Raw genomic sequence first — 21,549 nt, 5'->3', positions numbered from 1 at the left:
CAACAAAGTGTTTATTCTTATTCGAATTGTAGGTCAGGGCCGCCTTCTGCACTAACAGTTACGCGGCCGCCGGCCCGGGTTTGCGCGAACAACAACTGTCTGCTGTCCGCTGCCTTCCCTGCTGCCACGACGTTGTGGATACGGGCGCTGCGAGGGGTGACTCCGCGGCCCGGTTTGCCGGGGCTGAGCTACTTGGTGCCCTCAGCTTCCGGCGCGGTTCCGGTGCCCTGGTGGCCGGGTGTTCCGGCCGCCGGCGCTCCTGCGGCGGGCTTGGTGCCGCCGGAGGATTCCGTTGACGCTTCAGCTGGGGCGGAAGCGCGGCCGGGACCGCTTTGGTTATCAGGGAGATTATCACGCGACTCACTATCTGAGACAGCAGAATCCGAATGCTGGACACTGGCGTCCTGGGCCGCGGCTGCGGCGGCCGGCACGGTGGCCGGCTGCTTGATGGCCGCGTCGTTCCCGGCCCCGGCGCGGGCCGTTTCGGCCTCGTCGTCTGTATCCGTTGATGCGATCCGGCCGACGGCGGCAGGCTTTCCGCCGTCGTCGGCGTCCCGTTCTTCCTCAGCATGCGCGGAGGCAGCTGCGTCGGCATCGGCGTCGGCGGCAGGCTCAACCTCGGACGGTTCGCGGCCTGGGAGGTAGACGGTGTCGGGTTCGGTCCGCTTGCGCAGGCCGAGGATGATGAAGGCGGCCAGCGCGCCCAGCAGGACGAAGATGCTGGTCCACACGTTCAGCCGGGTGGTGATGCCGAACAGGTTGATCTGCTCGGCGTCGTCGATCCGCATCGCTTCGATCCAGACCCGGCCCAGCGTGTAGTAGACCGCGTAGAGGCAGAACAGGCGGCCGCGGCGGAAGCGGAACTTGCGGTCGAGAAGCAGCAGGATGCCGACGCCGGCCAGGTTCCAGAGGGATTCGTAGAGGAACGTCGGGTGGAAGAGTGTGTCCGCTGCCATGCCGGGCGGGAAGTTGGGGTTGTCGGCGTCGATCTGCAGCCCCCAGGGCAGGGTGGTGGGGCCGCCGAAGAGTTCCTGGTTGAAGTAGTTGCCCCAGCGGCCGATCGCCTGGGCCAGCAGCAGGCCGGGCGCTGCGGCATCGAGGAAGGCGCTGAGTTTGACGCCCGCCCTGCGGCAGCCGATCCAGGCGCCCACGGCGCCCAGCAGCACGGCGCCCCAGATGCCCAGTCCGCCGCGCTGGATCTGCGGGATCAGGGACAGGTCGCCGGTGCCGTCGAAGCCGGGCCCGAAGTACGCGTCCGGAGAGGACACCACGTGGTACAGCCGGCCGCCGATGATGCCGAAGGGGATAGCCCAGATGGCGATGTCCCAGACGCTTCCCTCCGGGGCCCCGCGCTTGGCCCAGCGGACAGACGTGAGCCACAGGCCGGCGATGATGCCGAGCAGGATGCACAGGGCGTAGGCGTGGATGCGCAGTGACCCCCACGGCAGCGGGATGTCGAATCCGGACCAGTCCGGGCTCGGAATGCTCGCGGGAATCATCGCTGCCGCGTGGAGGACTGACTGCATGTGCTTAGGCTTCTTCCTTGGTAAGGCCGGTGCTGAGGTCTTTCGTCAAGGACGCTACCGCATCCACGCCGCCGTCGCGGATGGCCACGACGAGGGCCGTGCCGACAATAACGCCGTCCGCGTAGGCGGCGATTTCACGGACCTGGTCAGCGTTGGACACGCCGAGGCCGACGCAGACCCGCTCGGCGCCAGCGGCGTGCGCGGCGGCAACAACATCCTTGGCCGCGGTGCTGACCGAGGTGCGGGCACCGGTGACGCCCATGATCGAGACGGCGTAGACGAAGCCGCGGCTCGCCTCAACGGTGCGTTTCATGCGCTCCGGCGAGGACGACGGCGCCACGAGGAACACCCGGTCCAGGCCGTACTTGTCCGAGGCCGCCATCCATTCGGAGGCTTCGTCGGGAATGAGGTCGGGGGTGATGAGTCCGGCTCCCCCGGCGTCGGCCAGCTGGCGGGAGAATTCGTCCACGCCCATCCGGACCACGGGGTTCCAGTAGGTCATGACCAGCACGGCGGCGTCGGTCTTGCTGGTGATGCCGCGGACGACGTCGAAGACCTGCTTGACGTGGAAGCCCTTGGCGAGGGCTTCGGTGGTGGCGGCCTGGATGACGTGGCCGTCCATAACCGGATCCGAGTACGGGATGCCGATCTCGATCAGGTCGGCGCCGTTCTCCGCTAGGGCGATGCCGGCCGCGATGGAGTCCTCCACGCTGGGGTAGCCAGCGGGCAGGTAGCCGATCAGGGCCGCGCGGCCCTGGGCCTTGGCCCGGTCAATGGCCGCTGCCGATTTGCTGGCGCCCTGTGTGTCCTGGCCGGCGCCCGGTTCGACGTGGTTCACAGCTGTTCCCCCTCTTTGGCGATTTCGTGCTCGGGTGAATCCTTGTCCAGCAGGTCGAACCATTCCGCGGCCGTGGCCACGTCCTTGTCGCCGCGGCCGGAGAGGTTCACGATCACGATCTTTTCTGACGCATCGCTGGAGCCTCCGCTTTCGGCGGCGTCGGCGGCGAGCCGCTGGCCGACCTTGATGGCGCCGGCCAGGGCGTGGGCGGATTCGATGGCCGGGATGATGCCTTCGGTGCGGCACAGCAGCCGGAACGCGTCCATGGCCTCGCTGTCCGTGATGGGCTCGTAGCTGACACGCCCGATGTCCGCGAGGTAGGAGTGCTCCGGGCCGACGCCGGGGTAGTCCAGGCCCGCCGAGATGGAGTGCGATTCGATGGTCTGGCCGTCGTCGTCCTGCATGAGGTACGAGCGGGCGCCGTGCAGCACACCGGGCTTGCCGAGCGTGATGGTGGCCGCGTGGCGGCCGGTCTCGACGCCGTCGCCGCCGGCCTCGAAGCCGTAGATCCGGACCGAGGGATCGTCCAGGAAGCCGTGGAAGATGCCGATCGCGTTGGAGCCGCCGCCGATGCAGGCGCAGACGGCGTCGGGCAGGCGGCCGGTCTGCTCCAGGATCTGGGCGCGGGATTCCTCGCCGATGACCTCGTGAAAGTAGCGGACCATGGCCGGGAACGGGTGCGCCCCGGCGGCGGTGCCCAGCAGGTAGTGGGTGTTGTCCACGTTGGCCACCCAGTCGCGGAGCGCCTCGTTGATGGCGTCCTTGAGGGTCTGGGATCCGTTGGTCACCGGGATGACGGTGGCTCCGAGGAGCTCCATGCGGGCCACGTTGAGGGCCTGCCGGCGGCAGTCCTCGGCGCCCATGTAAACGACGCATTCCAGGCCCATGAGGGCGGCGGCGGTGGCGCTGGCGACGCCGTGCTGGCCGGCGCCGGTTTCGGCGATGACGCGGGTCTTGCCCATGCGCTTGGCGAGGAGGGCCTGGCCCAGCACGTTGTTGATCTTGTGTGAACCCGTGTGGTTGAGGTCCTCACGCTTGAGGAAGATCCGCACGCCCCCGGCGTGCTCGGCGAAGCGCTTGGCCTCGGTCAGCAGCGACGGCCGGCCGGAGTAGTTCTTGTTCAGTTCCGCGATCTGGGCGGTGAAGTCCGGATCGGCCTTGGCCTTCTCGAAGGTGTCCTCGAGCTCATCCAGGGCCGCGATGAGTGACTCGGGCATCCATCGGCCGCCGTAGGAGCCGAAGTAGGGCCCGGGGGCGTGCCGCAGGGATTCCCCACCCTGCAGGAACGCGTCCACGGCGCTTTCGTCTGAGCCGGCTGCTGGCGCATCGACCATCAGTCTCACCATCCTGTTCCACTGCTAACTAGATCTTTGGTGCCACACGGAGGCCCTGCCGGCGTCCGGCCCGGGCGCTGCCCGGCCGGACCGCGGGTCAGGAACGTGCGGCGATTTCTTCGGCTCCGGCGGACATGAACTCCGCGATCCGCTCCCGCGGGGTCGCGTCGCTGACCAGCGCCTCGCCGACGAGGACCGCGTTGGCGCCGTTCGCGGCGTAGTGCCGGACGTCGTCGACGCCGCGCACGCCCGACTCCGCGATGACGAGCGCGCCGGCGGGGATGCCTCCGGCGAGTTCGGCGAAGAGGGAACGGTCGACGTCGAGCGTCTTCAGGTTGCGCACGTTGACGCCGATGATCCGCGCTTCCGCGGCAACGGCCCGCTCGATTTCCTCGGCGGTGTGTGTCTCGACGAGCACGTTCATGCCGAGCTCGCGGCTGAGGGCGCTGTACTCGCGCAGTTGCGCGTCGGACAGGGACGCCACGATCAGCAGGATCAGGTCGGCCCCGTGTGCCCGGGCCTCCCAGATCTGGTACTCGTCGATCATGAAGTCCTTGCGCAGCAGCGGGATGTCCACGGCTGCCCGGACGGCGTCGAGATCGGCGAGGGAGCCGTTGAAGCGGCGCTGTTCGGTCAGGACGCTGATCGCAGCCGCGCCGCCGTCGGCATACTGCACGGCGAGGGAGGCCGGGTCCGCGATGCTCGCGAGATCGCCCTTGGACGGGCTGCGGCGCTTGATTTCGGCGATGACCTTCAGTTGGCCGCGCGTGTCCGAAGGGCCGCCCAGGGCTGTCCAGGCGTCGCGGGCCGGCGTGGCCGCGGCGGCCCGCTCCTTCAGTTCCGCGAGCGTGACGAGGCGCTGACGCGCCTCCATATCCTCCCTGACACCGGCGTTGATGTCATCGAGAACAGTCACGCCTAGTGGCCGGAGTTCTTCAGCTTGCTGCCGCCCACACCGTAGCCGGCCTTGCGCATGACGAAGCCGATGATGAGGCCGACCAGCATCACAACGCCGCCCGCGATGAAGATCGGGGTGTTGGCGATGACGAAGGCGATGGACATGACGAGCGCGCCGGCGAGCATAACGAAAACGGTGGTCCAGGCTGCCGGGCTGTTGCCGTGGCCGGTCGGTTCGCTGTGATCGATGTCGTCGTAGGAGTAGCCGGTTCCGGCAGCGGGCTTGGGGGCGGAAACAGGTGCGTTGCTCATTGAAATCTCCTCAGGGTGAATACTGCTTACATTCTGCCATTTATTGCCGGCCTTATTTGCCGGGTTACCGGCCGTGGCGTCGGCTCAGGTGGGATCGGCTCAGGTGGGATCGTCGCCGCGGGACAACCGGTCCCAGCTGTCGATCTCGTCCGCCGGCCCGGCGGCCGCCTCGGAACCGCCGGCCTGCGTACCTGCTGCAGTGCCTGCCGCGGCGGTGTCATATTTCGTGCGCGACTTCCAGTAGCGGCCCGCCGGGATGATCAGCAGCGCGCTGAGCCCCAGCAGTCCCCCGGCCACGACGGCGAGGGTCGGGAAGACGGTGACGTCCACTTTTACGTCGCTGCCCGTGATTCCGGTGGCGGCGGCGATCGAGCCCTGGGCCGCGGCCAGCGGGTCCGCGATGACCACAGCGGCGGCGCTGATGATGCCGGCGGCGGCCAGCAGGATAAGCGCCGTGATGACCCAGCGGGCGATCCGGCCGGCAATCGACGCGGCCAGCCCGCCGGCCAGGGCCACCAGCGCCAGGGCCGTCACCGTGGTGGCGGCTTTGCTGCCCTGCACTTGCAGGCCGTCCTGGCTGTTGACGGCCTGGCCGAGCTGGGCGGGGTCCAGGTGGACAACCAGCCAGGTCTGCGTCGTGGTGCCGAAGACGGCCAGCGCCAGGGCGACGATGGCCAGGACGAGGGTGGATTTCCGGGCCCAGCGGGGAACGGCGGGGCTGGTGCTCTTGACCGAGGCGCCGCTCATGACTGCGTCCCGGCGTCGGAAATGGACTCAGCCGTAATGTTGCGCAATGACTGGGCCGTGTGGACGGCCCGCATCGGGGCGGCTGCCTTGTTTACGGTTTCCAGTGCCTCGGTGGCGTTCACGGAGTCAGCCACGATGCCGCCGCCGGCCTGAACGTAGGCGCGACCTTCCCGCAGCAGGGCCGAGCGGATGGCGATGGCCATGTCCATGTCCCCGGCGAAATCGAGGTAGCCCACCACACCGCCGTAGATTCCGCGGCGGTGTGGTTCCAGCTCGTCGAGCAGGCGCAGGGCGCGGGGCTTGGGCGCGCCGGACAGCGTTCCGGCGGGGAAGGTCGCCTTCAGCACGTCGTAGGCCTTGGCGGCGGGGGCCAGTTTGCCGACGACGGTGGAGACGAGGTGCATGATGTGGCTGAAGCGCTCGACTTCCATGAACTGGGTTACGTCGACGGAGCCGGCCACGCAGACCTTGGACAGATCGTTGCGGGAGAGATCCACCAGCATCAGGTGTTCGGCACGTTCCTTCTCGTCGGCGAGGAGTTCCTCGGCCAGGGCCTTGTCCGCCTCGACGGTTTTGCCGCGCGGCCGGGACCCGGCGATGGGATGGGTGATGACTTCCTCGCCCGTCACGGTCACGAGCGCCTCCGGGGAGGAACCGACGATCGAGTACTGCCGGCCGGCAGCATCCTCAAGGCTGAAGATGTACATGTACGGGCTGGGGTTGGTGTTCCGGAGCACCCGGTAGACGTCCAGCGGGTCCGCGCCGCATTCCATTTCGAAGCGGCGCGAGATGACCACCTGGAAGACTTCGCCGTCGACGATCGCTTCCTTGCTGCGGTCCAGGGCGGCGAGATAGTCCGTCTCGTCCCAGCGTTCCTGCACGCTGGAGGCGAAGTCCAGGGCCGCCGGGTCCAGCACGGAGACCGGCTGCTTCACGGGCGTGCTGATCTGGGCCAGGAGTGCTTTGACGCGCGCGACGGCGTCGTGCCAGGCCTCGTCGACCCGGTCGGAGCTGTTGTCGAAGTTGATCGCGTTGGCGATCAGCAGCACGGTGCCGTCCATGTTGTCGTGCACTGCCATGTCCGTGACGAGGTTCAGCGCCATTTCGGGCAAGTCCAGGTCGTCCTCGGGCGGACTGGTCAGCTTCTCCCAGTGCCGGACGGTCTCCCAGCCGAGGAATCCGACCAGGCCGGAGGTGAAGGGCGGCAGATCGTCGAAGCGGTCGGTGCGGAGTGCCTCGACGGTGTCGCGGATCGCGTCCACCGGGCTGCCGCCCAACGGCACGCCGACCGGCGGTTCGCCGAGCCAGTGCGCCTGGCCGTCCTTGGTGGTCAGCGTGGCCCGGGACCGCGCGCCGATGAAGGAGTACCGGGACCAGGAGCCGCCGACGGCCGCGGATTCCATCAGGAACGTGCCGGGCTGTCCCTGAGCGAGTTTGCGGTACAGCCCGATCGGGGTTTCGGCGTCAGCGAGCACCTTCAGCCGGACAGGGATGACACGGCTGTGGCCTGCGAGTTCACGGAACTCCTCCAGGCCCGGGCTGATGATTCCAAGGTCCTGCATGGCTGTGGTTTCCGCCTGTTCTTTCAGTGGTTCCGGAGGCTTCGGTCCCGAAGCCTCAAATACTGTGCGTGCTGGTTCAGCCGGGAGTTCAGCTGACGACGACGTCGAGGTCCCGGCCGTCGAAGCAGGTGCGGGTTCCGGTGTGGCAGGCCGCGCCGACCTGGTCCACACGGACCAGCAGCGCGTCGCCGTCGCAGTCCATCGCGAGGGACTTGACCCACTGCACGTGGCCGGAGGTGTCCCCCTTGCGCCAGTACTCCTGGCGGGAGCGGGAATAGAACGTCACCCGCCCGCTGGTCATGGTGCGGTGCAGGGCCTCGTCGTCCATCCAGCCCAGCATAAGCACCTCGTTCGTGTCGTACTGCTGCACGATCGCGGCGACCAGGCCGGCGTTGTCCCGCTTCAGGGCTTTAGCCAGGCCCGCGGGGAGCGGGCTTGCGGGCACTTCACTACGGGTTCCGTCAATACGGGCGGGGGCGGGCTGCTCAGACATCCTCTCAAGTCTAGTGCCTTGCGGAGGGGCGTCGCCCAGATCCCCGGCGCCCTGCTTAACATCGGCGTCACCACGGCATGAATCGCCGTCCCGGCGCCGTACGACGGCGGTTCAGGTGCACACGCGCCGTCGTCTCGTGCTAGTTTCACAAGTGATGCATTTCGTCGATCCGTCCCGAGAAGTTCTGGCCGAAACCTTACTGGCGGCCGGTCCTGACTCCCCCACGCTCTGTAAGGGCTGGCTCACAAGGGACCTTGCCGCCCACCTGTACCTGCGCGAGCGGAAAGCCGCCGTCGGACTTGGCCTGCTGATCAAGCGCCTGTCCAAGGCGTCGGACCAGGCCACGGCCGACCTGGCGGCCAAGCTCAAGACGCCGGAAGACTACAACAAGCTGGTCAATTCCTTCCGCGCCGGACCGTCCGCGTTCTCCCCCATGAAGATCAAGGCCCTGGACGAGAGTGCCAACCTGATCGAATACTTCGTCCACACCGAGGACGTCCGCCGGGCTGTGGACCGCTGGGCGCCCCGTGCCCTCGACGAGGAATACTCCGACGCCCTCTGGGATGAACTGGTCAAACGGGCAGCCATCCTCTACCGCGGCGTGGACCTCGGGATCGTGCTGGTGCGCCCCTCCGGACCCCGGCACGTCGCCAAGCGCGCTCCCGTGTCCGTCGCGATCGTCGGCGAGCCGGGCGAGCTCCTGATGCACGCCCACGGCCGCACCCGCCACGCGCTGGTGACCTTCGAGGGCCAGCCGGACGCCGTCGCCCTCCTGCAGTCCGCCGAAGTCGGACTCTAAGCTCCTCGAATCACGGCTGCGGTATCACGTAGTGCGCGGCAACTGTCAGAATCAGGATGACCGGCACGGCGAAGACGACACGTCGCGACATCCCGCCCAGCAGGCCGATTGCCCGGGGCCGAATCAACATCCCGACGATGACAGCCGCGAGCAGTGCGAAGAGGATGCCCGCACTGATCAGCGATGCACGAACCGGCAGCAAATGCGGAGCGCACATCGCCGGAAGACTGACCGCACATCCCCAACCCGGCAGGACCGGCTGCGCCACCCACAGGACGAGCAGGCCCAGAAGGACGACGCCAGCAGCGACTACAGGTGAGCGCGTTGCGCCGCGTGTCTGAATGGGCATGGTGCCAGACTACCGATCAGCGGACCTCGAAGCCTGCTTCGCGGATCGCGGCCTTGACCTGGGCGATCATGTCCAGCGGGCCGAAGTGGAACACCGACGCCGCAAGCACCGCGTCGGCCCCTGCAGCCACGGCAGGCGGGAAGTGCTCCGGCTTGCCGGCCCCGCCGGAAGCGATGAGCGGAACCTTGACGCCGGCCCGCGCGAGCCGGATCAGTTCCAGGTCGAAGCCGTCCTTGGTGCCGTCGGCGTCGATCGAGTTGAGCAGGATTTCGCCCACGCCGCGGTCGGCCGCCTCACGTGCCCAGGCGATGGCGTCGATCCCGGTGCCCTGGCGGCCGCCGTGGGTGGTGACCTCGAAGCCGGAGGGGGTGGGCTGCGACCCCGGACGCGTGCGGCGCGCATCGAGGGACAGCACCAGGACCTGGGAGCCGAAGTGCCGGGTGATCTCGTCGATCACGTCGGGCCGGGCGACGGCGGCGGTGTTGATTGCCGCCTTGTCCGCGCCGCAGCGCAGGAGCCGGTCCACCTCGGCCACGCCGCGGACGCCGCCACCGACGGTGAGCGGGATGAAGACTTCCTCGGCGGTGCGCCGGACGACGTCGAACGTGGTTTCCCGGTTGCCAGAGGAGGCCGTGACGTCGAGGAAGGTCAGCTCGTCGGCGCCGCCGTTGTCATAGCGGTGCGCCAGCTCGACGGGATCTCCGGCGTCGCGGAGACCTTCAAAATTGATGCCCTTGACCACGCGGCCGGCATCAACGTCCAGGCACGGGATAACGCGGACGGCTACAGCCATGACTTCTCCTGGTATTCGCTGCGGAAGGTGTACGCGGGCCGGGTCAGATGCGGCAGGCGTGGATGGTGCTGACCAGAATGGCGCGGGCGCCGAGGTCGTACAGCTCGTCCATGATCCGGTTGGTCTGCCGCTTGGGCACCATGGACCGGACAGCAACCCAGTCCGAGTCGCGCAGCGGGGAGACCGTGGGCGATTCCAGGCCGGGGGTGAGGGCCGCGGCCGCTTCCACGAGCTCCTTGCGGATGTCGTAGTCCATCATGACGTACTGCCGCGCCACGAGGACACCCTGCAGGCGGCGGATCAGGACCTCGGCGGCCGGGTTCTGCTCGCCCTTGCGGCCGATCAGGACGGCCTCTGAGTTCAGGATGGGCTGGCCGAAGATCTCCATGCCGGCCGCCTTGAGCGTGTTGCCGGTTTCGACGACGTCGGCGATCGCGTCCGCGACGCCGAGGCGCACGGAGGATTCCACGGCGCCGTCGAGGCGGACCACCTTGGCTTTGACGCCGCGATCGGCGAGGTAGCCGCGCAGCAGTCCGTCGTAGCTGGTGGCCAGGCGCTTGCCCTCGAGCTCTTCGACCGTGCTGAAGTCGCCCACCGGTCCGGCGAAGCGGAACGTGGAGGCCGCGAAGCCCAGCGGGAGCAGCTCTTCGGCTTCAACCTCGGCGTCGAGGAGCAGGTCGCGGCCGGTGATGCCGACGTCGAGCGTGCCCTGGCCGACGTAGACGGCGATGTCGCGGGGGCGGAGGAAGAAGAATTCAATGTCGTTGTCCGGGTCCACCATGACCAGCTCGCGGGTATCGCGGCGCTGGCGGTAGCCGGCCTCGGCGAGCATGGCGGAGGCGGCTTCGGACAGGGATCCCTTGTTTGGGACGGCAACTCTCAGCATTGGGGAGGTCTTTCTGGTTAGGAAGTGGTCGGTTCAGGCACAACGGGCCACGCTATACACCGGATCCGCAGGGCAGGGCCTGCGGGGTTCCGGCGCGGACGTGGCTAGAGATGCTTGTAGACGTCTTCCAGGCTGAGTCCTTTGGCGAGCATCAGAACCTGCAGGTGATAGAGCAGCTGCGAGATTTCTTCAGCGGCGGCTTCATCGGATTCGTACTCGGCAGCCATCCAGACCTCGGCTGCTTCCTCCACGACCTTCTTACCGATGCCGTGGACTCCGGAATCCAGTTCGGCGACGGTGCGGGAGCCCTCCGGGCGGACGGCTGCCTTCTCACTCAGTTCTGCGAACAGCGATTCGAAATTCTTCACACCCTCCAGCCTACTTGCTCACGGGCGGAGGGCGCCTGCCGGGGGCTTGCATGACGGCGGGGATGTGAGTGATGACACAGCGAAGGGTACGGCCGGGCCCTCTTCGGTGCCCGGCCGTACCCCTGCGCTTAGCTGTACTGCTTGAGGGTCACCGCGGTGGCGAGGGCGGCGGTGACGGCCTCGTGGCCCTTGTCCTCGGTGGAACCCGGCAGCCCTGCGCGGTCGATGCCCTGCTGTTCCGTGTCACACGTCAGCACACCAAAGCCGACGGGGATGCCGGTGCGGACCGAGACCTCGGTCAGGCCCAGTGTGGCCGCCTCGCAGACATACTCGAAGTGCGGGGTTCCGCCGCGGATCACGACGCCGAGCGCCACGACGGCGTCGAAGTGCGGCGCCAGCCGGGCGGCGGCAACGGGGAGCTCGAACGTCCCGGGGACGCGGAGCACCGTCGGTTCGCTGATGCCGGCGTCCTTGGCCGCGCGCAGGGCGCCGTCCAGGAGCCCGTCCATGATCTGGGTGTGCCAGCTGGCGGCCACGATGGCCAGTTTCAGCCGGGAGGTTTCCTCCGGCTGGAAGGTGCTGAGGTCAATCTGTGGTGCGCCGTGTCCGCTCATCTGGGAATCCTTGTTCTGCTCAGTCGTGTGCTGTTAAGTCGTGTTGGCAATGTCAGCGCGCCCGTCCGGGCCGGCTGAAAGTATTTCAGTCTTGTTCGTGGTCGAATCCGCGCGGACCGGCGACCGGGGTTGCCGGTTCCATGTCCAGGACCAGCCGGTGGTCCATCCGGTCCTTTTTGGTCTGCAGGTACCGGAGGTTCTGCTCGCGGGACGGCACCTCGGTGGGCACCATCTCCACGACGTGGACGCCGGCCTGGGCCAGCCGGTCCTGCTTGTCCGGGTTGTTGCTCAGCAGGCGGATCTCGGAAAGTCCCATGTCCGCGAGGATCTGCGCCGCGGCCTTGTAGCAGCGCGCATCCACGGGAAGGCCCAGCTGTTCGTTGGCCTCCACCGTGTCGAAACCGGCTTCCTGCAAGGCGTAGGCCTTCATCTTGTTCGCGAGGCCGATCCCGCGGCCCTCCTGGCCGCGCAGGTACAGCAGCGTCCCGCCGAACTCGTTGATCAGCTCGAGGGCGTAGGCCAGCTGCTCGCCGCAGTCGCAGCGGTAGGAACCGAAGACATCACCCGTGAGGCACTCCGAGTGAAGGCGGACCAACGGGGCCGTCCCGCCCACCGGCGGCAGCGGAGAGCTGACCGCCAGGTGCTCGGCGCCGGTGACAAGATCTGTCCAAGCCTGCGCCACGAAGTCGCCGAAGGCGGTGGGCAACTGCACGATCGGGCCGGCGCTGACCGGATGCGGCTGGCGTCCGGCCGCCATCTGTTCTTGTGCTTCAGACGTCGTCATTGTTTCCTCCATCACGCGGGATCTGCTGCGTGGCCGGCGGGCTGCCGGGCCTCAAGATAAGCAACCAGGTCGGCAATCGAGATCAGCGGGCAGCCGTGCTCCCGCGCGAAGCCGCGAAGTCCGTCCAGCCGCATCATCTCTCCGTTGTCGTGTACCACTTCTGCGATCACACCGACGGGCTCGAGTCCGGCGAGCTGGCACAGCTCCACCGCTGCCTCGGTGTGCCCGGGACGTTCCCGCACTCCCCCTTTAACGGCGCGGAGGGGGAAAACATGCCCGGGACGGGTCAGGGCCGCCGGCTCGCTCCCGGGATCGGCCAGGATCCGGGCCGTCAGGGCCCGGTCCGTGGCGGAGATTCCAGTGCTGACGCCCACCGCGGCGTCGCAGGACACCGTGTACGCGGTGCCCTTGGCGTCCTCGTTGATTTCGACCATCGGCGGCAGCGCGAGGGCGTCGGCGCGGCCGCCGTCGAGCGGTACACAGATGACGCCGGAGCTGTACCGGATGGTCCAGCCCATCAGGGCCGGGGTGGCGTGCTCCGCGGCGAAGATGATGTCGCCTTCGTTTTCGCGGTCCTCGTTGTCGACCACCAGGACGGGGCGCCCGGCGGCAATCGCGCTGATGGCGTCTTCGATCAGGTCGAGGCCGGCCGGCGGGATGACTGCGGGGGCAAGTTCCGCTGGCAGTGCGGCGTCGGCGGCGTCAGTGAGGAGGGGCCGGGCGGGGATGTCCTTGACGTTGTTCACGCCGTCGCCCCCTCTGCGCGTACTGCTGCTCCCCCGGCTGCCGCGCCGGCCGCTGTCCCGGAAAACGCGAGCAGGCGCTCAGTGTACTTCGCCAGGACGTCCACTTCGAGGTTTACCTGGCCGCCGATTGCTTTCGCGCCCAGGCCGGTGTCTGCCAGCGTGGTGGGGATCAGCCCCACTTCGAACCACGGCGCCTGGTCATTTGCCGGGCTCACGGCGGTCACCGTCAGCGAAACGCCGTCGACCGCGATAGAGCCCTTCTCAGCGATGTAGCGTGCAAGCCCTGCGGGAACGCCGAAGCGGAGCCGGTCCCAGTTGCCCAGCGCCTCGCGCTCAAGCAGCTGGCCGACGCCGTCGACGTGGCCCTGGACGACGTGGCCGTCGAGCCGTCCGCCGGCCGGAACACAACGCTCCAGGTTGACCGGGTCCCCCGCGGCGAGTTCGCCGATGGTGCTGCGGGTGAGCGTCTCGCCCATGACGTCGACGCTGAAGTCCTTGCCGTCGATCTCCGTGGCCGTGAGGCAGACGCCGTTGACCGCGATGGAGCCGCCAAGGGCCAGCCCGTCGGTGCTGCCCGGCGCGTGGAGCCGGACGGTGGCGCTGATGTCGCCGTTGCGCTCAACGGACAACACCTTTCCCTGTTCGGCGATAATTCCGGTGAACATCAGTTGCCTCCTGCGGCGGTGTCCGCGCTGGCGCGGAGCTGGGTTGAAGCGGATGAAGTGTGTGTCAGGGCCGGGTGCAAATGCAGCCGGAGGTCGCGGCCGAGCTGCTGGACCGCACCGCCCGACGCCGGGTCCCATTCCCAGCGCTGGGAATCAGCCAGGGTGGTGATGCCGAGGTCCTCCAGCGCCGGAGTTCCGGAGCCAAGGAGGGTCGGGGCGAGGTAGACGATGAGCTCGTCGACGAGTCCGGCGGCGAGGAAGGCGCTGAGGATCCGGGAGCCTCCTTCGACCATGAGGTGCCGGACGCCGGCGGAGAAGAGCTCGTCCAGTGCTTCCAGCGGGTCACGGGTGGGCAGGTGGAGGACCTTGCCGTCGTCGCCGTTGATCGCTGCGCCCTCGGGGATCCCGCGGTAGCCCATCACCACACGCAGCGGCTGCCGGCCGGCAGGTGCGCCGTCGGTGCCGCGTGCGGTGAGGCGCGGGTTGTCGACCAGGACCGTCTGCGTCCCGACCAGGATCGCGTCGATCCGTCCGCGCAGGGCGTGGTTGTCGGCAAGCGATTCCGGGCTGGAGATCCACTGGCTGGTGCCGTCGCTGGCGGCGATGCGGCTGTCGAGGGTCTGCGCGATATGCAGGGTGACGAACGGCCGTCGGCCGGCGACGGCGTCAAACCAGCGCCGGTTCAGCTCCAGGGCGGCTTCGGCGCCGAGCCCGGAGCGGACGCGCACTCCCGCGGCACGCAAAGTGGCCGCGCCGCCGGCGGCGGGGTCGTGCGGATCGTCGATCGCGTAGACGACGTCCGCTAAACCGGCCTCGATGATCGCCTGGGCGCAGGGCCCCGTGCGTCCGCAGTGGTTGCAGGGCTCAAGGGTGACCACCATGGTGGTGCCCCTGAGATCGTGGCCGGCGGCTTTCGCCTGCTCAATCGCGTCGGCTTCAGCATGGGCGCTGCCTGCCCCGCGGTGGTAGCCGGTCACCAGGCGGGTACCGTCAGGGGCGATCACGACGGCGCCAACCAGCGGGTTCGCGCCCCGCGGCCCCTGCAGGGCCGCTGCGAGGGCGGCATCCATGGCAGCTGCCTCGGCGGCGCTGAAACCCGCAGCGGTGAGCTGCGCGGCGGTGAGACCCGCAGCAGTCTGGGCCCCGGCGTCGTCCGTCGTTTCGTGTGGAGAGTGCTTGACGCTCATCAACCTGCCACCGGGCCTTGGAGAACCGGAGTGGTGGTGAAGAGCCATCGCAGAGAGTGCATTTGTCTGTCGTTCCTTCCCTCAAAAGCCGCGATGGCTCCGGGGGTATACGACAGCGAACTTCCGCGGCGCCACAGGGCTCCGCAGTAACAGCTGTACGTGCTTCTCTCATCCAGACTTTAACTGTCGGTACCGGAATTCCACCGGTTCAACCGTCTGCCGGCATTCTTCCCGAGGGAAGCGCCGGCTCGCGGGTCGCGGACTATAACCGCCGGTTCGGACTTACACCGACCCCGGAGCACGTATGTGTCTTGCTATTCTGGCACAACTGCACGGCAGCTTTGGCTATTCCCGCAGGCGTGATGTTACGGCGTGCGTCATTTTCCGTTAGCGCTGGCCGGCTTCCGTTAGCGCTGGCCGGCGGCGCGGAGGCGCTCGATCGCCTCGGCCGGGTCTTCGGCACCGTAGACGGCGGAACCGGCCACGAAGACGTTGGCACCGGCGTCCGCAGCGCGCCAGATGTTGTCCGCTGTGATGCCGCCGTCGACCTGCAGTGACACATCCAGGCCGGACGCATCAATGGCCGCGCGGGCACGGCGGATCTTGGGCAGCGTGAGGTCCAGGAACTCCTGGCCGCCAAAGCCCGGCTCCACCGTCATGATCAGCAGCATGTCGATCTCGCCGAGCATGTCCAGGAAAGGCTCCACACCGCTGCCCGGCCGCAGCGCCAGGCCCGCCTTGGCCCCGCGGGCCCGCAGGTCGCGGGCGAGCTTGATGGGGGCAATCGAGGCCTCGGCGTGGAACGTCACGGAGGCGACCCCGGCGTCCGCGTAGGCCGGAGCCCAGCGGTCCGCGTGCTCGATCATGAGGTGCGCATCGAGCGGCACGGGGCTGATTTCCTGCAGGCGGGCAACGACCGGCAGCCCCAGCGAGAGGTTCGGCACGAAGTGGTTGTCCATGACGTCAACGTGGACCGCATCGGCGTTGCTGATTCTTTGCAGTTCGGCTTCGAGGTTGGCGAAGTCCGCGGAGAGAATGCTCGGGTTGATACAGCACTTGGCCATGTGAAAATCCTTGTCGTTCTGCTGAGGCGTCCTGTTGAGGGCGAGAGCTTCCAGTGCCCCCCAGTATTCCCTGTTGATCAGGCCTTTTTGTGGATGAGCGCCAGGAACATGGCATCCGTCCGGTGCACATGCGGCCAGAGCTGGGCGGTGAGCTCGTGTCCGGCGTCGAGGTGGCCGGTGAGGCTGACGCTGTCCAGCGCCGCGCCGGCGTCGAGCAGTTCAAGATCGTCGCGTTTGCGCAGCACATCGCTGACGACGGCGGTCGTCTCCGCCGGGTGCGGCGAGCAGGTCACGTAGGCCACAACGCCGCCGGGCTTCACGGCTGCCAGTGCGGACTTGAGCAGCTCGCGCTGCAGCGGGCCGAGGTCCGTCAGGTCCTTGGGGGTCCGGCGCCAGCGCGATTCCGGGCGGCGGCGCAGGGCGCCCAGACCGGTGCACGGCGCGTCGACCAGCACGCGGTCGAAGCTCTCCGGCATTTCCGTGCCGACCTCGCGGCCGTCGCCGGTCCGCACGTGCCAGACCTCGTGCGGCACGGCGGCGAGGGCCTGCCGGACCAGTTTGGCGCGGTGCGGTGCCGGTTCGTTGGCCAGCAGCGTGGCGCCCTGTTCCCGGGCGAGGGCGCCGAGCAGGGCGGCCTTGCCGCCGGGGCCGGCGCACATGTCCAGCCAGCGTTCGGCCTTTTCGGGCGCGGGGCCGCCGTCGCCGTCGGGCCCGTTGGTGCTGCTGGTGTTGCTGGTGCTGCCACCGAGATCGACGGCGGCCATGGCACGGGCGACGAGCTGCGAGCCGACGTCCTGGACGCGGGTGGTGCCTTCGCGGACCGAGGCGAGCCGGCCGAGGTCGCCGCCGCTGGAGAGCGCCGATCCTTCGACGAGTTCACCGGGGGTGGCTCCGCCTTCGAGGGCCTCGTCCAGGCTGCCGAGTCCGGGAAGTGCCACGAGGTTGACCACCGGTGCCGCGTTGTCCGCCTCAAGGAGGTCGCTGATTTCGCTGACGGGACGCCCGTGGGCCACGAGGGACTGCCGGAGCGCCCGGACAATCCACTCCGGGTGGGCGTAACGGATGGCGGCCTTTTTCGTTTCGTCCGGCTCGTCGCTGAGCAGCAGGTCCAGCCACTCCTCGAGGGTGCGGGCTGAAACTTTGCGCAGCACGGCGTTGATGAGGGCTGAGGGCCCGGCGCCAATGACGGCGCGGGCCAGGCCAACGGTCTGGTCCAGCGCGGCGTGCGCGGGGACGCGCATGGCCAGCAGCTGGTGGGCTCCGATCCGGAGCGCGTCGAGGATGGCCGGGTCCAGCTGGTCCAGCGGCCGGTCCACGCAGCGGGCCAGGATCGCGTCGTAGGTGCCCTGGCCGCGCAGTGCCCCGTAGCTCAGTTCCGTGGCGAACCCGGCGTCGCGCTTGTCCAGGTTGTGGTGCCGGATCCGGGCGGGCAGCACGAGGTTGGCGTAGGCGTCTTCCGCGGCGACGGCGCGGAGCACCTCGAAGGCCACCAGCCGGGCGGGATCGGCCCGGCGGGTGCGCTGGGACGGAGCGTTCTCGGTAAAACCGCGCTGCGGTCCGCGGTTGCGTTCGCGGCCCTGCGCGTTCCGCATGCTGCCGTCCCGGCCGCGGCCGCCCTGGCCGCCTTGACCGCTTTGGCCGGAGCCGCGCTGGGGGCCAGATCCGCCGCGCTGGGGGCCAGATCCGCCGCGCTGGGGGCCGTTGCCGCGGCCGCTGCCGCTCCCGGACTCGCTCATTCGAATACCACGCTTTCAAGTGTTGCCTGTCCGCGCGCCCAGTCAGCGGCGGTCATCATTTTCTTGCCCGAAGGCTGGACCCGGGTGAGTTCCACCGGGTGGGACCCGGTTCCCACGAGCACGCTCTTGCCGTCCAAGGCGAGCTTTCCCGGCTGCAGGGCCGGTCCCCCGGGCCGCAGCCTTACCGGTTCCAGCTTGATCCGCTGGCCGTCGAGGGTGGTCCAGGCGCCGGGCTCGGGAGTGACTCCACGCGCCCGCCGTCCGATCGCCAAAGCGGGCTGCTTCCAGTCGAGCCGGCCGTCCTCGAGGGTGAGTTTGGGGGCCAGGCTGACCTCGCCCTGCTGCGGCACGGCGGTGGCCCGGCCGGCGTCGACGGCTGACAGCGTTTGGGTCAGCAGCACGGCGCCGCTGTGCGACAGCCGGTCGAGCAGCGCACCGGCGGTGTCATCGGGCTGCACGGCTTCGGTCAGGGTGCCGAACACGGGGCCGGTGTCCAGCCCCTCCTCCAGCAGGAAGGTGACGGCACCGGTGACGTCGTCGCCGGCGATCAGCGACCGCTGCACGGGGGCAGCGCCGCGCCAGGCCGGCAGCAGGGAGAAGTGCAGGTTGATCCAGCCGTGCCGGGGAAGGTCCAGGGCCGGCCGGGGAATGAGCCCGCCGTAGGCCACGATGGCGGCGACGTCCGGGGCGGCAGCCGCAATCTGCTCAGTCACGCCGGCGTCGACCTTGGCAGCGTGGATGATGTTGATGCCCAGTTCCGCGGCCCGGGCGGCAACGGGCGACGGCGTCAGCACACGCTTGCGTCCCAGCGGCGCGTCCGGGCGCGTAAGGACGCCGACGACGTCGAACCCTGCCGCGACGAGGGCGTCCAGAGACGGCACAGCCACAGCCGGCGTGCCTGCGAACAGAACCCTCACTGGGCGTTTCCGAAGGAGCCGAAGCTTCCCGAACCTGCAGTACCGGAACCGAAACTGGTGCCGACCGTTTTGGCGCGCTTCGCCGTCGTCTGCTCGGTGATGGAGTCGTAGTTGGCGTTCCGGATGGCGCGCAGTGCGGTCTTCCGGTCCTCGCCTTCCAGCCGGTCGGTGAAGAGGATGCCGTCGAGGTGGTCGGTTTCGTGCTGGAAGGCACGTGCCAGCATGCCCTCGCCCTCCACGGTGACGGGGTTGCCGTGCAGGTCGACGCCGGTGACGCGGGTGTGCCGGTGCCGGCGGACCGGGAAGCCCAGGCCCGGGATGGAGAGGCAGCCTTCGACCTCGTCGGGCTGCAAGTCCTCGCTGTTTTCCAGCACCGGGTTGATGATGTGTCCCTCGACGCCATGAATGCGGTAGGTGAAAACGCGCTGGCTGACGCCGACCTGCGGCGCGGCCAGGCCTGCCCCGTCGACGTCCTCCATGGTTTCGGTCATGTCGGCAACAAGCTTCGCCAGCTCAGGCCCGAATTCCGTCACGGGATCGGCAACTGTGCGCAGCACAGGATCCCCGATGATGCGGATATTCAAAATGGCCATGTGCAATGTGTCCTTACGGTGGGCGGCGGCGGGATCCAGTCCAGTTTAGTTGCACTCGGGGGTTGGGCCGGGACGGGTTCGGGGAATCGGTCCGGGAGTGGGTGGCTGGCCTCCGGGGTGGGTGCGGGTGGTGGGGCGGGTTGGCGGGGGCGTCGTAGCGGGGGCGAGTCGGACGGCATCGCCACGAGTGGTGCCGTCCGGGGCGGGTCCGGGTGGCGGGGACGAGTCGGACGGCATAGCCACGAAGGTGCCGGCCGGGGCGGCAACGGACGGAAAGCGGCCGGGCAGGCACGGTCGCGCCGGCCGGCGGCACGGACCTCCCCCGACGGCCCTGGGACCGCCATCGAAGCAACCAGTTCGATGCATCGGTCGCAACTCGTACCGGCGAGGAACAACTGGGTGCAGCGACCGCTGCCAACTTCACGGGACCGCCCGCATCTATGCCCTCTCCCCTGTCGTGCGAACCCGGCTTTGGTGCCATCAGAGGCTTCAATGACGGAACGATGCCGGTTTCGTGAGGAACCTGGGCTGGGCTCGGGGACGGGTTCCTCTGGTCGCGAAAAATGTCGGTGCTCGCTGATGGAATGGTTCCATGAAAGCCGCCAAGGATTTCATCACCATTGAGGAGCCGGCCGGGGGCACTGCTCCGGCCGGGCACTCCGGTGCAGACGGTCCGGTGCCGCCAGTAGAAATCCGGCCCTACCGGGGCGGGTTGCCGGGGTCGCGAAAAATGTCGGTGCTGCCTGATGGAATGGTTCCATGAAAGCCGCCACGGATTTCATGACCGTCGAGGATCCGGTCCGGGGTTATGCTCCGGCCGGGCTCTGCGGTGTGGACGGTGCTTTGCCGCTGGTAGAAATCCGGTCCCTCCGGGGCGGGTTCCTATGGTTCCTATGGTCGCGAAAAATGTCAGTGCTGCCTGATGGAATGGTTCCATGAAAGCCGCCAAGGACTTCATCACCGTCGAGGATCCAGGCCGGGGAACGGCTCCGGCCGGGCACTCCGGTGCGGCACGCGTTGAGGGATTGCACTCAACCGACTCACCGGTCAGCACGGACGGTCTGAAAAGTGCCCTGGCGTTGCTGCAGGACGCGAGTTCGACGGCGGCAGGGGACGCCGCGTGCATGGGGTTCCGGGAGGCGGCGGATTTCGCCGGCACGGTCGAGGAGATCTCACGGATCGCAGAGTACTTGCAGCTCGTGGCGGCCAGAGCCGTGGACCGGACCAGGAAGCAGGCCGCGGCCACCGCTACGAAGGCCGGTACGGCGTGGACCACGGGCTGGCGAGATGACACCGGCTACGGGGATCCCGCCGCGCCGGATGATGATTCCGGTGCTGCTTCCGGCGCGGTGGCCGTGACCGCCGCTGTTGCTCGTTCTGCGGCGGATTCAGGTGCCGCCGTGGATGACGGTTACCGGAACACGGCGGAGTTTCTGCGGGCGCGGCTGCGGATCAGCGCCGTCGAGTCCCGCCGCCGGCTCTGTCTCGGCGAGGCCCTCCTGCCGCGGCAGGGCTTCTCCGGGGAACCCTTGCCACCCGTGCACGCGGAACTCGGGGCCGCCGTCGCCGCCGGTGAGGTCGCGTCCCGGGCCGCGACCATCATCAGCCTGGCCCTGGACCGGGTCCGGCACGCCTGCGACGCCGAGGCCGCCGCCCGGATGGAGCACGCCCTGACCCGCACCGCGGCCGAGAACGACCCGGACTTCCTCTCCCGCATGGCCCGGAGCTGGATTGACGCGGTGGACCAGGACGGCGCCGAGCCCTCCGAGGAACTCCTGCGCCAGCTCCAGGGCGCCTTCATCCGCAAACCCCGCCACGGACTCCAGCACCTGGAGATCTTCGCGACCGCCGGACAGTTCGAACACCTCCTCACCGTCATGAACACCGCCACCAACCCCCGCACCAGCGCCCCAGCACCCACAGGGAGCCCCTCCGGCGGCACAGAAACCGAACCGGAACGAGCAGCAGCGGCCGACGGTACCCACGGCGCCAACGACGGCGTTGACGTCCCGCTCGACCTGCGTTCGCGCCCGCAGAAACTCCTCGACGGCCTCGTCGGCGGCTGCAAAGTCGCCCTCGCCGCCGGCACACTGCCCGCGACCGGAGGACTCCGCCCGCAGGTCCTGGTCACCATCGACTACCGCGACCTCCTCGACCGGCTCTCCAGCACCAACGGAGAAGGCACAATTCAGGCGCACACCGGAACCCTGCTCTTCACCGGGCCCGTCACCGCCTCCACCGCCCGGAAAATCGCCTGCGACGCGGACATCATCCCCGTCCTCCTCGGCGGCGAAGGACGGATCCTGGACATCGGCCGCGCCTCCCGGGTCTTCCCGCCC

General features: G+C 68.7%; 24 protein-coding genes and 1 riboswitch. Of the genes, 3 read left to right on the top strand and 21 right to left on the bottom strand.

What is annotated here, in order from left to right:
- Positions 1 to 188 precede the first annotated feature (188 nt).
- From lgt to hisI, 8 genes are all read right to left on the bottom strand, one after another.
- Positions 189 to 1,526, bottom strand: coding sequence for a prolipoprotein diacylglyceryl transferase (gene lgt / locus AC1DC5_RS05645; protein WP_476864494.1), 1,338 nt, complete (start codon positions 1,524 to 1,526; stop codon positions 189 to 191).
- A 4-nt stretch (positions 1,527 to 1,530) separates the two neighbouring features.
- On the bottom strand, positions 1,531 to 2,364 hold the full coding sequence (gene trpA, locus AC1DC5_RS05640; RefSeq protein WP_476864493.1) for a tryptophan synthase subunit alpha: 834 nt from the start codon (positions 2,362 to 2,364) through the stop codon (positions 1,531 to 1,533).
- Positions 2,361 to 3,698 (bottom strand): tryptophan synthase subunit beta, encoded by a 1,338-nt coding sequence (gene trpB, locus AC1DC5_RS05635; protein ID WP_476864492.1) that lies wholly within the window; start codon positions 3,696 to 3,698, stop codon positions 2,361 to 2,363. The genes trpA and trpB overlap by 4 nt, the downstream gene beginning before the upstream one ends.
- A gap of 97 nt (positions 3,699 to 3,795) precedes the next feature.
- Entirely contained in the window at positions 3,796 to 4,614 is an 819-nt protein-coding gene (trpC, locus tag AC1DC5_RS05630; RefSeq protein ID WP_476864491.1) for an indole-3-glycerol phosphate synthase TrpC, read from the bottom strand.
- 2 nt (positions 4,615 to 4,616) lie between these two features.
- Complete coding sequence (locus tag AC1DC5_RS05625) at positions 4,617 to 4,907, bottom strand: HGxxPAAW family protein (RefSeq protein ID WP_441407011.1); 291 nt, start codon at positions 4,905 to 4,907, stop codon at positions 4,617 to 4,619.
- 99 nt (positions 4,908 to 5,006) lie between these two features.
- The gene (locus AC1DC5_RS05620; RefSeq protein ID WP_476864490.1) at positions 5,007 to 5,654 is read right to left on the bottom strand and encodes a Trp biosynthesis-associated membrane protein; all 648 of its coding nucleotides are present in this window, start codon (positions 5,652 to 5,654) and stop codon (positions 5,007 to 5,009) included.
- Complete coding sequence (locus tag AC1DC5_RS05615) at positions 5,651 to 7,216, bottom strand: anthranilate synthase component I (RefSeq protein WP_441407013.1); 1,566 nt, start codon at positions 7,214 to 7,216, stop codon at positions 5,651 to 5,653. The genes AC1DC5_RS05620 and AC1DC5_RS05615 overlap by 4 nt, the downstream gene beginning before the upstream one ends.
- An 88-nt stretch (positions 7,217 to 7,304) precedes the next feature.
- Positions 7,305 to 7,709 carry a phosphoribosyl-AMP cyclohydrolase gene (gene hisI, locus AC1DC5_RS05610; protein ID WP_476864489.1) on the bottom strand — a complete coding sequence of 135 codons (405 nt, stop codon included), beginning with the start codon at positions 7,707 to 7,709 and terminating at the stop codon, positions 7,305 to 7,307.
- Positions 7,710 to 7,863: 154 nt separating this feature from the next.
- Here hisI and AC1DC5_RS05605 point away from each other — a divergent pair, with 154 nt between their 5' ends.
- Positions 7,864 to 8,508 carry a TIGR03085 family metal-binding protein gene (locus tag AC1DC5_RS05605; RefSeq protein WP_476864488.1) on the top strand — a complete coding sequence of 215 codons (645 nt, stop codon included), beginning with the start codon at positions 7,864 to 7,866 and terminating at the stop codon, positions 8,506 to 8,508.
- Positions 8,509 to 8,518: 10 nt separating this feature from the next.
- On the opposite strand, the gene AC1DC5_RS05600 is transcribed toward AC1DC5_RS05605, so the two are convergent.
- The 13 genes from AC1DC5_RS05600 to def form a co-directional block, all read right to left on the bottom strand.
- Entirely contained in the window at positions 8,519 to 8,857 is a 339-nt protein-coding gene (locus AC1DC5_RS05600) for a hypothetical protein (RefSeq protein WP_476864487.1), read from the bottom strand.
- A gap of 16 nt (positions 8,858 to 8,873) precedes the next feature.
- A complete protein-coding gene (gene hisF / locus AC1DC5_RS05595; protein ID WP_441407017.1) occupies positions 8,874 to 9,650 on the bottom strand; it encodes an imidazole glycerol phosphate synthase subunit HisF in 777 nt (258 codons plus the stop codon).
- A gap of 43 nt (positions 9,651 to 9,693) precedes the next feature.
- Entirely contained in the window at positions 9,694 to 10,536 is an 843-nt protein-coding gene (hisG, locus tag AC1DC5_RS05590; protein WP_476864486.1) for an ATP phosphoribosyltransferase, read from the bottom strand.
- Positions 10,537 to 10,640: 104 nt separating this feature from the next.
- On the bottom strand, positions 10,641 to 10,904 hold the full coding sequence (locus AC1DC5_RS05585; protein ID WP_024367461.1) for a phosphoribosyl-ATP diphosphatase: 264 nt from the start codon (positions 10,902 to 10,904) through the stop codon (positions 10,641 to 10,643).
- Positions 10,905 to 11,032: 128 nt separating this feature from the next.
- On the bottom strand, positions 11,033 to 11,518 hold the full coding sequence (gene ribH, locus AC1DC5_RS05580; RefSeq protein ID WP_441407019.1) for a 6,7-dimethyl-8-ribityllumazine synthase: 486 nt from the start codon (positions 11,516 to 11,518) through the stop codon (positions 11,033 to 11,035).
- Between the two features lie 85 nt (positions 11,519 to 11,603).
- On the bottom strand, positions 11,604 to 12,302 hold the full coding sequence (gene ribA, locus AC1DC5_RS05575; RefSeq protein ID WP_476864485.1) for a GTP cyclohydrolase II: 699 nt from the start codon (positions 12,300 to 12,302) through the stop codon (positions 11,604 to 11,606).
- 11 nt (positions 12,303 to 12,313) lie between these two features.
- Entirely contained in the window at positions 12,314 to 12,988 is a 675-nt protein-coding gene (gene ribB, locus AC1DC5_RS05570; RefSeq protein WP_476864981.1) for a 3,4-dihydroxy-2-butanone-4-phosphate synthase, read from the bottom strand.
- Between the two features lie 56 nt (positions 12,989 to 13,044).
- A complete protein-coding gene (locus AC1DC5_RS05565; RefSeq protein WP_476864484.1) occupies positions 13,045 to 13,713 on the bottom strand; it encodes a riboflavin synthase in 669 nt (222 codons plus the stop codon).
- Positions 13,713 to 14,783 carry a bifunctional diaminohydroxyphosphoribosylaminopyrimidine deaminase/5-amino-6-(5-phosphoribosylamino)uracil reductase RibD gene (ribD, locus tag AC1DC5_RS05560; RefSeq protein WP_476864980.1) on the bottom strand — a complete coding sequence of 357 codons (1,071 nt, stop codon included), beginning with the start codon at positions 14,781 to 14,783 and terminating at the stop codon, positions 13,713 to 13,715. Before ribD ends, AC1DC5_RS05565 begins: the two co-directional genes overlap by 1 nt.
- A gap of 272 nt (positions 14,784 to 15,055) precedes the next feature.
- Positions 15,056 to 15,206: riboswitch (FMN riboswitch) on the bottom strand.
- Positions 15,207 to 15,307: 101 nt separating this feature from the next.
- Positions 15,308 to 15,964: a ribulose-phosphate 3-epimerase gene (rpe, locus tag AC1DC5_RS05555; protein ID WP_476864483.1), complete on the bottom strand. Its 657-nt coding sequence runs from the start codon at positions 15,962 to 15,964 to the stop codon at positions 15,308 to 15,310.
- A 77-nt stretch (positions 15,965 to 16,041) separates the two neighbouring features.
- Positions 16,042 to 17,700, bottom strand: coding sequence for an RsmB/NOP family class I SAM-dependent RNA methyltransferase (locus AC1DC5_RS05550; protein WP_476864482.1), 1,659 nt, complete (start codon positions 17,698 to 17,700; stop codon positions 16,042 to 16,044).
- Positions 17,697 to 18,617, bottom strand: coding sequence for a methionyl-tRNA formyltransferase (gene fmt, locus AC1DC5_RS05545; protein ID WP_476864481.1), 921 nt, complete (start codon positions 18,615 to 18,617; stop codon positions 17,697 to 17,699). Before fmt ends, AC1DC5_RS05550 begins: the two co-directional genes overlap by 4 nt.
- Positions 18,614 to 19,210 (bottom strand): peptide deformylase, encoded by a 597-nt coding sequence (gene def / locus AC1DC5_RS05540; protein ID WP_476864480.1) that lies wholly within the window; start codon positions 19,208 to 19,210, stop codon positions 18,614 to 18,616. Before def ends, fmt begins: the two co-directional genes overlap by 4 nt.
- Positions 19,211 to 19,802: 592 nt before the next feature.
- Between def and AC1DC5_RS05535 the strand changes: the two genes are divergently transcribed.
- Positions 19,803 to 19,973: a hypothetical protein gene (locus tag AC1DC5_RS05535; RefSeq protein WP_441407026.1), complete on the top strand. Its 171-nt coding sequence runs from the start codon at positions 19,803 to 19,805 to the stop codon at positions 19,971 to 19,973.
- 172 nt (positions 19,974 to 20,145) lie between these two features.
- Positions 20,146 to 21,549 (top strand): DUF222 domain-containing protein (locus tag AC1DC5_RS05530; protein ID WP_476864479.1); only part of this gene is annotated, 1,404 nt, incomplete at its 3' end.

The organism is Arthrobacter sp. 10L424 (assembly GCF_056395325.1).
Note: the sequence above shows the minus strand (reverse complement) of the source record. Positions and strands in the feature narration are given on the sequence as shown.

Excerpts from the sequence above, each read along its gene's own strand:
- lgt (WP_476864494.1), bottom strand. The coding sequence starts at position 1,526 with ATGCAGTCAGTCCTCCACGCGGCAGCGATGATTCCCGCGAGCATTCCG.
- trpB (WP_476864492.1), bottom strand. The coding sequence starts at position 3,698 with ATGGTCGATGCGCCAGCAGCCGGCTCAGACGAAAGCGCCGTGGACGCG.
- AC1DC5_RS05625 (WP_441407011.1), bottom strand. The coding sequence starts at position 4,907 with ATGAGCAACGCACCTGTTTCCGCCCCCAAGCCCGCTGCCGGAACCGGC.
- AC1DC5_RS05620 (WP_476864490.1), bottom strand. The coding sequence starts at position 5,654 with ATGAGCGGCGCCTCGGTCAAGAGCACCAGCCCCGCCGTTCCCCGCTGG.
- AC1DC5_RS05615 (WP_441407013.1), bottom strand. The coding sequence starts at position 7,216 with ATGCAGGACCTTGGAATCATCAGCCCGGGCCTGGAGGAGTTCCGTGAA.
- hisI (WP_476864489.1), bottom strand. The coding sequence starts at position 7,709 with ATGTCTGAGCAGCCCGCCCCCGCCCGTATTGACGGAACCCGTAGTGAA.
- AC1DC5_RS05605 (WP_476864488.1), top strand. The coding sequence starts at position 7,864 with ATGCATTTCGTCGATCCGTCCCGAGAAGTTCTGGCCGAAACCTTACTG.
- AC1DC5_RS05600 (WP_476864487.1), bottom strand. The coding sequence starts at position 8,857 with ATGCCCATTCAGACACGCGGCGCAACGCGCTCACCTGTAGTCGCTGCT.
- hisF (WP_441407017.1), bottom strand. The coding sequence starts at position 9,650 with ATGGCTGTAGCCGTCCGCGTTATCCCGTGCCTGGACGTTGATGCCGGC.
- hisG (WP_476864486.1), bottom strand. The coding sequence starts at position 10,536 with ATGCTGAGAGTTGCCGTCCCAAACAAGGGATCCCTGTCCGAAGCCGCC.
- ribH (WP_441407019.1), bottom strand. The coding sequence starts at position 11,518 with ATGAGCGGACACGGCGCACCACAGATTGACCTCAGCACCTTCCAGCCG.
- ribA (WP_476864485.1), bottom strand. The coding sequence starts at position 12,302 with ATGACGACGTCTGAAGCACAAGAACAGATGGCGGCCGGACGCCAGCCG.
- AC1DC5_RS05565 (WP_476864484.1), bottom strand. The coding sequence starts at position 13,713 with ATGTTCACCGGAATTATCGCCGAACAGGGAAAGGTGTTGTCCGTTGAG.
- ribD (WP_476864980.1), bottom strand. The coding sequence starts at position 14,783 with ATGGATGCCGCCCTCGCAGCGGCCCTGCAGGGGCCGCGGGGCGCGAAC.
- rpe (WP_476864483.1), bottom strand. The coding sequence starts at position 15,964 with ATGGCCAAGTGCTGTATCAACCCGAGCATTCTCTCCGCGGACTTCGCC.
- AC1DC5_RS05550 (WP_476864482.1), bottom strand. The coding sequence starts at position 17,700 with ATGAGCGAGTCCGGGAGCGGCAGCGGCCGCGGCAACGGCCCCCAGCGC.
- def (WP_476864480.1), bottom strand. The coding sequence starts at position 19,210 with ATGGCCATTTTGAATATCCGCATCATCGGGGATCCTGTGCTGCGCACA.
- AC1DC5_RS05535 (WP_441407026.1), top strand. The coding sequence starts at position 19,803 with ATGAAAGCCGCCAAGGATTTCATCACCATTGAGGAGCCGGCCGGGGGC.